Genomic DNA, 12,966 nt, shown 5'->3' with positions numbered 1-12,966 from the left:
GCGCAGCCATGCGGCTGCGAACGGGGTGGAAGCGGAAGGTGTGGAGGTGCTGGCGGCAGCGAGCACCGCGTCGATGTCGCGCTGGTCCTGCGCCGTGGATGCGCCCGCGAAGGCCAGCGTCGCCGGTCCCAGGTCGAGGTCGAACAGGCGATTGCCGAGGCGGGATTGGTAGTAGTAGTCGCGCTTGGGCTGCGCGGTGGCGACGATCTCGATCTGGCGCAAGTTCAGCCCAAAGCCTTCGTAGATCGTGCGAATCTGCGGCTCGGTCGCCTGCGGGTTCGGCAGGAAGATGCGGCTCGCGCAGCTTTCGATGATCGCGGGCGCGATGCTCGAATCCTTGATGTCGGCCAGGCTCTGCGTGGCGAAGATGACCGACACGTTCTTCTTGCGCAACGTCTTGAGCCACTGGCGAATGCGCGCGGCAAACACCGGGTCATCGAGGAACAGCCAGGCTTCATCGAGGATCAGCAGCGTGGGCGCACCGTCAAAGCGCTCATCGAAGCGCGCAAAGAGGTAGTGCAGCACGGCCATGACGGCGGCCTTGCTGTGCATCAATTCCTCCATCTCGAAGCACTGCACGGAGCCAGCGCCCAGGCGATCCGAATCCGCATCCAGCAGCTTGCCGTGGGCGCCGCCCAGCACGTACGGCGCAAGCGCCTGGCGCAGCGCATTCGATTGCAGCAGTACCGACAGGCCCGTCATCGTGCGCTGTTCCATCGGCGCACCGGCGAGACTGCCGAGCGCCGACCAGATAGCGGCCTTCTCTTCGGGGCCGACGGCCACGCTCTCATGCCGCAAGCGCCCTTCGATCCATTCGGCGGCCCAGGTGCGGTAGCCCTCGCGGTCGATGCGGGCGAGAGGCTGAAACGCGATCTCGCCATCCATCCCGAGGTCGTAGTGCTCACCACCCAGCCCGAGGATGGTGGCGCGCATCGAGCGCCCCATGTCGAAGGCAAAGATGCGCGAGCCGCGATAGCGCCGAAACTGCATCGCCAAGGTGGCGAGCAGCACCGACTTGCCCATGCCCGTAGGGCCAGCCACCAGCGTGTGGCCCACGTCGCCGATGTGCGTCACCAGCCGGAACGGCGTCGCGCCCTCAGTGCGCGTGACGATCAGCGGCGGGCCGTCGAGGTGCGCGTTCTTCTCCGGCCCGGCCCATACCGCCGACACCGGCATCAGGTGCGCCAGGTTCAACGTGGAGACGATGGGCTGGCGGACGTTGGCGTAGGCATGGCCCGGAATGGACGACAGCCACGCATCCACGGCGTTGAGCGTTTCGGGGATGGTGACGAAGCCACGCCCCTGGATGACGCGCTCCACCCTGCGCAGCTTCTCGTTGGCCACGGCGGCATCCGCGTCCATGACGGTGACGGTCGCTGTCACGTAGCCGAAGGCCACTTGATCGCTGCCCAGCTCCTGCAAGGCGGCATCGGCATCGGTGGCCTTGTTGCTGGCGTCGGTATCGACCAGCGGGCTTTCCTGCTGGAAGATCGTCTCGCGCAGCAGCGCGATGACGTTCTTGCGTTTGGCGAACCACTGACGGCGCAGGCGGGCGAGTTCTTTTTCCGCCTCGGCTTTGTCCAGGCAGAGAAAGCGCGTACTCCAGCGATACGCGAAGCCCAGACGGTTGAGGTCGTCCAGAATCCCCGGCCAAGTCGAGATCGGAAAACCGCGCACCGACACCACGCGCAGGTGCTGGTCGCCCAGCATCGGCGCCAAGCCACCGATCAGCGGCGCGTCGGCCAGCAGCGCATCGAGGTGGAATGGCACCTCGGGCACGCCCACGCGGTAACGCCGTGTAGACACGGTGGCGTGCAGGTAGGTCAGCGTCTGGCTATCGTCGAGCCAGGCGATCTCCGGCATCACGCCGTCGAGCAGGTCAAAGATGCGTTCCGTCTCCGCGATGAAGGCAGTCAGGCGCTCGCGCCAATCGACGCCTTCGGTCAGCCGGTTCTCGTACAGCAGGCCCGCGGCACGGGCACGGGCCTCCTCGGGCGGCAGGTACACCAGCGTGAGGTGGTAGCCGCTCTCGAAGTGATTGCCCAAGTCCTCAAAGGCGGCCCGTCGCTCCTCGTCCACCAGCCACGACAGCGGCTCGGGAAACTCCGAGTGCGGGTAGTTGGCGGCGGGCCGGCGCTCGGCTTCGATGAACAAGGCCCAGCCCGAACCCAGCCTGCGCAGCGCGTTGTTCAACCGTGCTGACGTAGAGATCAGCTCGCCCTGCGTGGCACTGTCGAGGTCTGGCCCCCGAAAGCGCGCCGTGCGCTGGAAGGAGCCATCCTTATTCAGCACGACGCCCGGAGCGATCAGCCCGGCCCAAGGCAGCCAGTCAGCCAGCAAGGCCGGGCGCTGGCGGTATTCGGCAAGGTTCAGCATGCGATATCTCCCTTTGCCCCTACACGTCCAGCAGCGGCCGGTGCTTGATATGGCGCGCGAAGACTTGCATGAACCGCGGATCGACACGCGCGCCCCAGACCGCCAACGCATGGCCGGCGATCCAGAGCACCAGGCCCGGAATCCACAGTTGCAGGCCCAAGCCCACGGCCGCGGCCAAGGTGCCATTGGCAATCGCCACCGTGCGCGGCGCGCCGCCCAGCAGGATCGGCTCGGTCAGCGAGCGGTGCAGTGGCACTTCGAACCCCGGAGCGAACCCCTGCACGCCATCGTGGGCCGCGCTCATACGACAGCCCCGCCCGAGAAGCTGAAGAACGACAGGAAGAACGAGGACGCGGCAAACGCGATCGACAGACCGAAGACGATCTGGATCAGCTTGCGAAAACCGCCCGAGGTATCGCCGAAGGCCAGCGCCAGGCCCGTGGCGATGATGATGATGACCGCGATGATCCGGGCCACCGGACCCTGGATCGACTCCAGGATGGATTGCAGCGGCCCCTCCCAAGGCATCGAGGAACCGGCGGCCTGCGCGGTGCCTGCGAGCAGCAGCATCAGCGCCGCGAGCATCAGGCCCTGCAGGGCTGGGCGTGCCAAGCCATCCAGCCGCGCGGGACGGCAGCGCAGGGCAAGCGGGTTTGCAGAAATACGGAAAGCAGGAACGATCATCTGCGTCATGGCAGTTCTCCAGGTTGGTCAGGGGACAGGGAAGAAAGGTCGGACTGCGACAGCAGCTCCGGGAATGGAGCCTCCAGCGCATCCGCCAGTTGGTAGCCCGCGCCATCGAAGCCGACGACGCGGGCGATGCTCTCGATGCGGCGCTTGCGTCCGCGCCCGGCGATGTGGATGACCACGTTGACCGCTTCCGCGATCAGCGCACGGGGCGGGTTCTCCGCCACTTCGAGAATCAGTTGCTCCAGGCGCAGCAGCGCGCCCAGCGCGGAGCCGGCGTGGATGGTGGCGATGCCGCCGGGGTGGCCCGTGCCCCATACCTTGATGAGATCCAGCGCCTCGGCACCACGCACTTCGCCAACGATCACGCGATCCGGGCGCAGGCGCATGGAAGAGCGCACCAGCTCGGTCATCGACACCACGCCCTGGCGCGTGCGCAGCGGTACGTGATCGCGCGCCGCGCATTGCAGCTCCACCGTGTCTTCAAGCACCAGCACGCGGTCACCGGTAGCGGCAATCTCGGCGAGCAAGGCATTGGCGAGCGTGGTCTTGCCCGTGCTGGTGCCGCCTGCGATCAGGATGTTCTGGCGCTCGCGCACGGCGCGCACCAGCAGGCCCGCCTGCGCGGCGGTCATCATTCCGTCCTCGATGTAGCGCGACAGTGGGATCACGCCAAAGGCGCGCTTGCGCAAGGCGAAGGCCGGCCCCGGCGCGGCGGGCGGCAGGATGCCCTCGAAGCGTTCGCCCGTCTCGGGCAGCTCTGCCGTCAACAACGGCTGGCCCCGATGAACTTCCGTGCCAACGTGAGCTGCAACGAGGCGGATGATGCGTTCGCCATCGGCCTCGGACAGTTCCACGCCCATCGGCGCGCGGCCCGTGGACAGACGATCCACCCAGAGCGTGCGATCGGGGTTGAGCATGATTTCCACCACGTCCGGGTCTTCGAGCGCGGCAGCGATCAGCGGCCCCATGGCCGTGCGCAGCATCTGGATGCGGCGATCCAGCGAGGTGGCCGTGAAGGAGGAAGGAACGGCGCTCATAAGGCACGCTCCTGGGCATCCGCGACGGCCGCAGCGCCCTCCGGTCGCGTCGGATCGGTGTGCAGTTCCTCCACCACATCCCGCACCAGGCTGCGCCCGCGCAGCAAATGGCGACCGAGCTGCTCGACGAACTGCTCGAAGCGGGCCTTGCCCTGGGCGCGAGCGGCATCCTGATGGGCCTCGGGCACGGGTGTGCTCACCGTGAGGAAATAGCGGATGAACAGCGCCAATGTTTCGATGGCAATGTTCTGGTCGCGCTCCAGGCGCTCGGCGTGGCGCGACAGGCGGTCCAGCCGCTTGGCAATTGCCGCCTCGCGCTGGTCGGCCGCATCGGGCGACAGCCAGGAGGCCAGGGCCGCCGCGACGATGCTGGACTTGGACACGCCCTTCTTGGCGGCCAGTTCATCGAGCCGCTTGCTGTGCTCCGGCTGGATGAACACATTGAGGCGGTGTTGGGTCATAGGTCGATTCCGTCGTCAGGGTCGAGGGAAGCCAGCCGGGCCGTGCGCTGCAGGGCCGGATCGAGCTGGCGAGGAAGGGGATGCGGCATGTCGTCGTCATCGAGCAGCCCGAGGTCGGCTGCGGGCGCAACCAGGTCGGGGTCGTAGGTGACGGCTTCGGAAAGTTCGGGCTGGCGGCGTGGGCCGCTGTCGTCGGCCGAACCCAGGTTCTCCAGCCCATCGGCGGCGTCGGCCGTCGGTGCGACCGGCATGGCGGGAATCGCCAGCCCGCTCCAGTCGTCGGCGCGTTCCGGTGGCACATCGGCATAGCGCCCCTGCATGGACAGGGTTGCAAGCACCGGCGGCGGAAGCACGCGCCGCTTGAAATTGCTGTCCGCGTAGTAGCGCAGCTTCTTGGCCTTGATGGGCGCCACGCTGGACACCATCACCACGGCCTCGTCGGGCGGAAGCTGCATTACCTCGCCCGGCGTGAGCAGCGGACGTGCCGTCTCCTGGCGCGACACCATCAGATGCCCGAGCCATGGCGCGAGCCGGTGGCCGGCGTAGTTGCGCTGCGCGCGCAGCTCGGTCGCGGTGCCCAGCGTTTCGGAGATGCGCTTGGCGGTGCGCTCGTCGTTGGTGGCGAACGTCACCCGGACATGGCAGTTGTCCAGGATCGAATGGTTCTGGCCGTAGGCTTTGTCAATCTGGTTGAGCGACTGGGCGATGAGGAAGCTGCGGATACCGTAGCCGGCCATGAAGGCCAGGGCCGTCTCGAAGAAGTCGAGCCGTCCGAGCGCGGGGAACTCGTCGAGCATCAATAGCAGCTTGTGGCGGCGCGCGATGCCGTCGCTGCCGTCGAGCGATTCCGTCAGCCGTCGCCCGATCTGGTTGAGGATCAGGCGAATGAGCGGTTTCGTCCGCGAAATGTCCGAAGGCGGCACCACCAGGTACAGCGACACCGGATGCTCGGCCGCGATCAGGTCGGCAATGCGCCAGTCGCAGCGCGAGGTGACTTCGGCCACCGTGGGGTCGCGGTACAGGCCGAGGAATGACATGGCGGTGCTCAACACGCCGGAACGCTCGTTGTCCGATTTGTTCAGGACTTCGCGCGCTGCCGATGCCACCACCAGATGCGGCCCACCACCGATGTGCGGCGTGGTCATCATCCGATGCAGGGTCAGCTCGAAGGGACAGGCCGGGTCGCTGAGGAAGTTGGCGACTCCGCGCAGCGTCTTGTCTTCGCCTGCGTAGAGCACGTGCAGGATGGCCCCAACCAGCAGCGCATGCGAGGTCTTCTCCCAATGGTTGCGCCGCTCCAGTGCTCCTTCGGGATCGACCAGAATGTCTGCGATGTTCTGCACGTCGCGCACTTCGTGCGCGCCGCGCCTCACCTCCAGCAGTGGGTTGTAGGCCGACGACTTCGCATCGGTCGGGTTGAACAGCAGGCAATGCGAGAAGCGCGAGCGCCAGCCGGCGGTGATGCTCCAGTTCTCGCCCTTGATGTCGTGAATGACGGCCGATGCAGGCCAGCTCAACAAGGTGGGAACCACCAGGCCCACGCCTTTGCCCGAGCGGGTGGGCGCGAATGTCAGGACGTGTTCCGGGCCTTCATGGCGCAGGTACTGCTGGCGATGCAGGCCGAGGAACACGCCCGCAGGCTGGTCAAGGCCCGCCTTGTGGATGTCCTCCGCATTGGCCCAGCGGGCCGAGCCGTAGGTCGTGACCAGCTTGGACTGGCGCGAGCGCCAGATCGACATGCCGATGGCAACTACCATCGCGATCAGGCCGCTGCCTGCGGCAATGGCACCGCCCGCGTCGAAGATATGCGGCGCGTAGGCGTCGAAGAAGAACCACCACTCGAACAGGCCCCAGGGGTGGTAGACCGGCGTACCGAAGAAGTCGAACCACGGCGAGCCCAGGCGTAGCTGGTAGCCCAGGGCCGCTGCTGTCCATTGCGTGGCGCTCCATACGCCAGCGATCACGATGCCGAAGACGACGGCAATCTGACCGAACAGCACGTTCGTTCCTTGCATTGGTCAACCTCCCACTACGGCACAGGAACGTGCCGTAGTGCCGAGGATCAAGGCGAGCGTGCAGGCCGGTCAAAGACCGTTATGGCGGGGATTCAGGCCAAAAGAGCCAGACTTCTTGCGGTGGCGAAGACAATAAAAATGCCGCATGCGCGAGCGCGCTGCGGCGTGATGAGGTAACTGCGAGAACTTTGTCGCGGCGCCGCGACGGAAGGTTACCTTATTGGGACTTCTGCTCCGGCCGGTCACCAAAGAAGCGGCGATTCGCGGCCTCGGCGGCACGTCGGCAGAGTTCTTCGCCGGCCTTCGCGCGCTCTTCCTTGCACAGGCGCTGGACTTCCTTGAGACGCTCAGGATGGGCCACGAGGAAGTCCACGGTTTCCGTCGGTTGGGATGGCCCACAGGAGGCTGTCAGTGCAGCGGCCATCAGCAGCGACAGGAATCGGGGCATGGCTTGGGTCCTTTCAGCAGGTGGATCAGGAGTCCTCGGCGGCGCTGGAGCCATCCGCCGAATCAATGGAGTCCACTCGTGCGATGAACCGAGCCAGCATTTCGGAGGGCTCCACGTCACGGTGCAGCAGATACGTGGCCAGCATCTGCGACTTGCCCGCCAAGCGCCGGGCCACAACACCTGGCCCACGGCCGGATGCAATGTGCGCGGCGCCCGCCAAACCAAGTGCCAATCCGGCGGAGACTAAGGTCATCATCACCTCATAGGACGCCACGCGCTGGGCGATCAGTGGCTGTTGCTCGTAGCGCTGCAAAACGCGATCAACTTGGCGTGCATGGCCTTCGCATATCGCCGGATCGCATAGCGCCAGCGGATAGCGCAGCACTTCTTCCAACGGAACGTGCTTGTGGGCCAGCACAGGATGGCGAGCTGGGACCGCCACCATCAGCTCGTCTTCCCACGCAGGCCTGACCACAATGCCGTCGCCCACCTCTTCGGCCATCGAAAAGCCGACGTCATACAGGTCATCGTGCAGACCCTTGATCTGTTGGTCCAACGGCATCTCAAATAACCGAATGTCAATCTCTGGATCTTCCTCTCGGCACCGTGCCAGCAGCGTCGGCATTCGCGAGGGCGTGATGCCATCGGACAAAGCGATGCGCAACTGTCCCTGAAACCCACTGGCGGCGGACTTGACGCCGTCACACGCCTGTTTCAGAGCTTCGAAGATTCGCGGCACCCGCTCCAGGAATGCCATTCCGGCAAAGGTCAGGCGGGTGCTTCGCGTGGTTCGCGTGAACAGTTGCGCCCCGAGCTCTTCCTCTATCTCCTTGATGGTGCGCGACAAAGGGGACTGATCGATGTGCAGCTTTTCCGCTGCGCGGCCAAAGTGAAGTTCTTCGGCCACCGCTATAAAGCAACGCAAATGCCGAAGCTCCATGGTGTATCTCATCCAAGTTAAAAGGCCTTGACGAGTTCCGGCACAGCCGCGAACAGGTCCGCCTCCAGCCCGTAGTCGGCCACGCTGAAGATCGGCGCCTCCGGGTCCTTGTTGATCGCCACGATCACCTTGGAGTCCTTCATGCCCGCCAGGTGCTGGATCGCCCCCGAGATGCCCGCCGCCACGTACAGCTGCGGCGCCACGATCTTGCCGGTCTGGCCCACCTGCAGGTCATTGGGCGCGTAGCCCGCATCCACCGCCGCGCGGCTCGCGCCGATGGCCGCGCCCAGCTTGTCGGCCAGCGGGGTGATGACTTCGTCGAATTTTTCCTTGCTGCCCAGCGCACGGCCGCCGGAGACGATGATCTTGGCCGCCGTCAGTTCGGGCCGGTCGCTCTTGGCGATTTCGCTGCCCACGTAGCTGCTCTTGCCGGTGTCTGCCGCTGCGGTTGCCGTTTCCACTGCTGCGTTGCCTCCGGTCGCCGCTGTGGCGTCGAAGCCGGTGGTGCGCACGGTGATGACTTTGGTGGCGTCGCTGCTTTGCACGGTGGCGATGGCATTGCCGGCGTAGATGGGGCGTTCGAAGGTGTCGGCGCTCACCACCTTGGTGATGTCGCTGATCTGGGCGACGTCGAGCTTGGCGGCCACGCGGGGGGCCACGTTCTTGCCGCCGGCCGTGGCCGGGAACAGGATGTGGCTATAGTTGCCGGCGATGGCCAGCACCTGGGCGGCCACGTTCTCGGCCAGGCCGTGGGCCAAGCCTGCGGCGTCGGCGTGGATGACCTTGGCGACACCGGCGATCTGGGCGGCGGCTTGTGCGGCAGCGCCGGCATTGTGGCCGGCCACCAGCACGTGCACGTCGCCACCGCAAGCGGCTGCAGCCGTCACGGTGTTCAGGGTTGCGCCCTTGATGGATGCGTTGTCGTGTTCAGCAATAACGAGTACCGACATTTAGATCACCTTCGCTTCGTTCTTGAGTTTTTCGACCAGGGCGGCCACGTCAGCCACCTTCACGCCGGCGCCGCGCTTGGCGGGTTCGGTCACCTTCAGGGTCTTCAGGCGCGGGGCGACTTGAACGCCGAGGTCTTCGGGCTTGATGGTGTCCAGCGGCTTTTTCTTGGCCTTCATGATGTTGGGCAAGGTGACGTAGCGCGGTTCGTTCAGACGCAGGTCGGCGGTGATGACCGCGGGCAGCGTGAGGCTAAGGGTTTCCAGGCCGCCGTCCACTTCGCGGGTCACGGCTGCCTTGTCGCTGGCGAGCTCGACCTTGGAGGCGAAGGTGGCTTGCGGCAGACCGGCCAGCGCCGCCAGCATCTGGCCGGTCTGGTTGCAGTCGTCGTCGATGGCCTGCTTGCCCAGGATCACGAGGCCGGGCTGTTCCTTGTCGATCAGGGCCTTAAGCAGCTTAGCCACGGCCAGCGGCTGCAGTTCTTCATTGGTCTCGACTAGGATGCCGCGGTCGGCACCGATGGCCATGGCGGTGCGCAGCGTCTCCTGGCATTGAGACACGCCGCACGAGACGGCGACGATCTCCGTTGCCGCGCCTTTCTCCCTGAGCCGCACAGCCTCTTCGACGGCAATCTCGTCGAAGGGGTTCATGCTCATCTTGACATTGGCGATGTCCACGCCGCTGCCATCGCTCTTGACGCGGACCTTGACGTTGTAGTCAACCACCCGCTTGACGGGAACCAGGATTTTCATGGGAGGGTTTCCTTTCAGGATCATTCAGAGTTGATCGTCCGCCAGGGCCAGCGTGCTGGCGGCGCCGCCCGTGACGATGTCGCGCAGCATCGGCGCCTGCACCAGGACATGCGCCGCGTAATGGCTGGCTGTGGCGCGCTTGGTACCGAGAAAGCCCGCATCGCCCGCGCCCGCCGCGAGTTGCGCGGTAGCGGCTTCGGCCATGCGCGCCGACAGCCAGCCGCCGATCACGGTGCCCGCCAGCCGCAGGAAGGGCACGGCGCCCGCCGCGCACTGCGCGGGTTGACCGTCGTGGGCCAGCAGCCAGTCGACCGCTTCGTCCAGCGCCTGGGCAGCGGCTGCCAACGCGCGGCCGATCTGCGCCAGCACTGCATCGGGCGATTCGACCAACCGGCGCGCATCGCCGTCGATGCGGCCCAGCAGCGCCTTCAGCGTGCGCCCGCCCTCGCGTGCCAGCTTGCGGCCGATCAGGTCGTTGGCCTGGATGCCCGTGGTGCCTTCGTAGATGGTCGTGATGCGCGCGTCGCGCATGTGCTGGGAGGCGCCGGTTTCCTCGACGTAGCCCATGCCGCCATGCACCTGCACGCCGTCGGACGTGATGCCCTGCGCGCTGTCGGTACACCAGCCTTTGACCACCGGTATCAGCAGGCCGACCAGGGCCTGCGCCTGCGCGCGCTCCTGCGCATCGGCGTGGCCCGCGGCGCGGTCCATCTGACCGGCGCAGAAGTAGGCCAGCGCGCGCATGGCCTCGGTGCGGGCCTTCATGTCCATCAGCATGCGCCGCACGTCCGGGTGGCCTGCGATGGCGGTGCTGCCGCTGATCAGCGGCTTGCCCTGCACCCGCTCCAGCGCATAGGCGCGTGCGCGCTGGTAGGCGCGCTCGGAAATGCCCACGCCTTCCAGGCCAACGTTCAGCCGCGCGTGGTTCATCATGGTGAACATGCAGGCCAGCCCCTGGTGCGGCTCGCCGACCAGGTAGCCGATAGCGCCGCCGCTGTCGCCAAAACTCATCGACGCCGTGGGGCTGCCGTGGATGCCCATCTTGTGCTCAATCGACGTGCAGGCCAAGTCGTTGCGTTCGCCCAGGGTGCCATCGTCGTTGACCAGGTACTTCGGGCACAGGAACAGCGAGATGCCTTTCACCCCCGGTGGCGCATCGGGTAGGCGCGCCAGCACCAGGTGCACGATGTTCTCGGCCATGTCGTGCTCGCCCCAGGTGATGAAGATCTTGTTGCCGCTGACGTGGTAGTGGTCGCCCTCGTGTACGGCACGGCTGCGCAGCGCGGCCAGGTCAGAGCCGGCCTGGGGCTCGGTGAGGTTCATGGTGCCCGTCCAGCGGCCCTCGACCATGGGTGCCAGGAAGCGGCGCTGGAGTGCGTCGCTGCCATGGTGCGCAATGGCCTCCACCGCGCCCAGCGTGAGCATCTGGCACAGGCTGAACGCGAGGTTGGACGACTTCCACATCTCCAGCACGGCGGTGGAGACCAGCGTGGGCAGGCCCTGGCCGCCCCATTCGGTGGCAGCGGGCATGCCGTTCCAGCCGTTCTCGCAGAAGCTGGCCCAGGCTTCGCGAAAGCCGTCGGCGGGCGTGACCCGACCATCGTGCCAGCGCGCGCCCTGCACGTCGCCGGGGCGGTTGAGCGGATCCAGCACGCCAGCGGCGTAATTAGCCGCCTCCTGCAGGATGGCCTCGACCAGGTCGGGCGTGGTTTCTTCATGGTCGGGCTGGGCGCAGATCGCGTCCAGGCCGCCGACCTCTTTCATGGCGAACAGCATTTCGCGCAGGGGGGCTATGTAGACAGACACAGCGAATTTCCTTGATGGCTACGATCAGGCGTTTTGCGGCGTCTGTTGCGACGGGCGCAACTCGCGTGCAGCCTCTTGCGGGCCCACCGACGCCGGGCCGCCATGCCTGATGAACGCCAGGGCGATCGAGCCGATGATTCCGAAAGCCCCGATCACCAGGAAGTTCTGCTCCAGCGGCAGCTCAAGCGCAACGATCTGGCCGATTAGCAGCGGCGCCGCGATCGCGCCCAGGCGCCCCACGCCGGAGGCCATGCCGATGCCGGTCGAGCGGATGGACATCGGGTAAAACTGCCCGCAGTAGGCATAGGCCACCAATTGCGCGCCGGTGGTGCAGGCGCCGACCGCGCCGATGATCAGATAACGCAGCTCGGTCGAGGTCTGGAACGTCATCAGGTACAGCAGCACGCCGCCCAGCGCATACATCCCCACCAGCACCCACTTGATGTTGAACTTGTCGGCGAGCCACCCGCCTCCCACGGCACCGATGATGGCGCCAACGTTCAGCGCGATCACGAAGCTGAGGGCAGACCCCAGGCTGTAGCCAGCCATAGCCATCAGCTTGGTCAGCCAGCTGCTGAGCGCATAGACCATGAACAGGCCCGAGAAGAAGGCGATCCAGAACAGCACCGTGCTCGGGCCTCGCCCGTCCTGGAACAGCCGGGAGACCGGCGCACCCGCCACGCGGTCGGCGGTGGGCACGACGAACTGGGCGTCCGCCGGGTGCTTGACTCCCGGCTGGAGATTACGGGCCACTTCGGCCAGTTCGCCGTTGCGGCTGCGCGAGATCAGGTAGGTCATTGATTCCGGCACCAGCTTCAAGATGAACGGAATCAGCAGGACCGGCACACCCGCTGCGATGAAAACGACCTGCCAGCCGTACTCGCCGATCAGCTGCTTGCCGAGCACCGCGGCCAGGATGCCGCCCAGTGCGTAGCCCGAAGTCATCAGCGCCGTCATCAGGCTGCGGATCTTCTTGGGCGAGTACTCGACCATCTGTGCCACGATGACCGGCAGCACACCGCCAATCCCCAGGCCCGCGATGAAGCGCACCACGCTGAAGCTGATGGGATCCTTGGTGAATCCGGCGGCCGCGGTGAACACGCTGAACAGCATGACGCCAATGGAGAGGGCCCAGCGCCGACCAATCCGGTCGGACAGCGTGCCCAGAACCATGGCGCCGAACATCATGCCGAACAGGGCCGAACTGGCCATGAAACCGGCAGTCGATGCGTTCACGCCCATCTGCTGCATGATGGACGGCAGGGCGATGCCCACCACGGCGATGTCATAGCCGTCGATGATGAGAATCAACAGGCACCACAGAAGCACCTTGGCATGAAAGCGGTTGAAGCGAGCGTCGTCGGCGAGCTTCTGCATGTCGATTTGGCACACGTGTTTGTCTCCTTTGAGTTAGGCTCTGGATCGTGGGGCGGCGGTCATCGCCGCTCCGCTACATGTCGTCCAGCGCACACAAGGAATCCTAGGTGCCGGTG

General features: G+C 66.0%; 12 protein-coding genes. All 12 read right to left on the bottom strand.

All coding sequences use genetic code 11. The features are described 5' to 3' along the window. Nucleotides 1–2,376 (bottom strand): conjugal transfer protein TrbE (trbE, locus tag AC07ZH_RS15625; protein ID WP_495200464.1); only part of this gene is annotated, 2,376 nt, incomplete at its 3' end. A gap of 19 nt (nt 2,377–2,395) precedes the next feature. Continuing rightward, a complete protein-coding gene (locus tag AC07ZH_RS15620; RefSeq protein ID WP_012436235.1) occupies nt 2,396–2,680 on the bottom strand; it encodes a VirB3 family type IV secretion system protein in 285 nt (94 codons plus the stop codon). Further along, the gene (locus AC07ZH_RS15615) at nt 2,677–3,069 is read right to left on the bottom strand and encodes a TrbC/VirB2 family type IV secretion system protein (protein ID WP_012436234.1); all 393 of its coding nucleotides are present in this window, start codon (nt 3,067–3,069) and stop codon (nt 2,677–2,679) included. Before AC07ZH_RS15615 ends, AC07ZH_RS15620 begins: the two co-directional genes overlap by 4 nt. Then, the gene (trbB, locus tag AC07ZH_RS15610; protein WP_012436233.1) at nt 3,066–4,103 is read right to left on the bottom strand and encodes a P-type conjugative transfer ATPase TrbB; all 1,038 of its coding nucleotides are present in this window, start codon (nt 4,101–4,103) and stop codon (nt 3,066–3,068) included. Before trbB ends, AC07ZH_RS15615 begins: the two co-directional genes overlap by 4 nt. Continuing rightward, nucleotides 4,100–4,564 (bottom strand): CopG family transcriptional regulator, encoded by a 465-nt coding sequence (locus tag AC07ZH_RS15605; protein ID WP_012436232.1) that lies wholly within the window; start codon nt 4,562–4,564, stop codon nt 4,100–4,102. The genes trbB and AC07ZH_RS15605 overlap by 4 nt, the downstream gene beginning before the upstream one ends. Then, the gene (locus AC07ZH_RS15600) at nt 4,561–6,579 is read right to left on the bottom strand and encodes a conjugal transfer protein TraG (protein ID WP_012436231.1); all 2,019 of its coding nucleotides are present in this window, start codon (nt 6,577–6,579) and stop codon (nt 4,561–4,563) included. The genes AC07ZH_RS15605 and AC07ZH_RS15600 overlap by 4 nt, the downstream gene beginning before the upstream one ends. Nucleotides 6,580–6,796: 217 nt before the next feature. Beyond that, complete coding sequence (locus tag AC07ZH_RS15595) at nt 6,797–7,027, bottom strand: EexN family lipoprotein (protein ID WP_012436230.1); 231 nt, start codon at nt 7,025–7,027, stop codon at nt 6,797–6,799. Nucleotides 7,028–7,052: 25 nt separating this feature from the next. Next, on the bottom strand, nt 7,053–7,967 hold the full coding sequence (locus AC07ZH_RS15590) for a LysR family transcriptional regulator (protein WP_012436229.1): 915 nt from the start codon (nt 7,965–7,967) through the stop codon (nt 7,053–7,055). 17 nt (nt 7,968–7,984) lie between these two features. Continuing rightward, on the bottom strand, nt 7,985–8,917 hold the full coding sequence (locus AC07ZH_RS15585) for an electron transfer flavoprotein subunit alpha/FixB family protein (RefSeq protein WP_012436228.1): 933 nt from the start codon (nt 8,915–8,917) through the stop codon (nt 7,985–7,987). Next, on the bottom strand, nt 8,918–9,667 hold the full coding sequence (locus tag AC07ZH_RS15580; protein WP_012436227.1) for an electron transfer flavoprotein subunit beta/FixA family protein: 750 nt from the start codon (nt 9,665–9,667) through the stop codon (nt 8,918–8,920). Between the two features lie 24 nt (nt 9,668–9,691). Continuing rightward, nucleotides 9,692–11,473, bottom strand: a complete 1,782-nt coding sequence (locus tag AC07ZH_RS15575; RefSeq protein WP_012436226.1) for an acyl-CoA dehydrogenase — start codon at nt 11,471–11,473, stop codon at nt 9,692–9,694. Between the two features lie 24 nt (nt 11,474–11,497). After that, nucleotides 11,498–12,865: an MFS transporter gene (locus tag AC07ZH_RS15570; protein ID WP_012436225.1), complete on the bottom strand. Its 1,368-nt coding sequence runs from the start codon at nt 12,863–12,865 to the stop codon at nt 11,498–11,500. Between the last annotated feature and the right edge of the window lie 101 nt (nt 12,866–12,966).

It is taken from the genome of Simplicispira sp. GW247-4R2A (genome assembly GCF_059424465.1).
The sequence above is the reverse complement of the archived record's forward strand: the minus strand, read 5'-3'. Positions and strand labels throughout refer to the sequence as shown.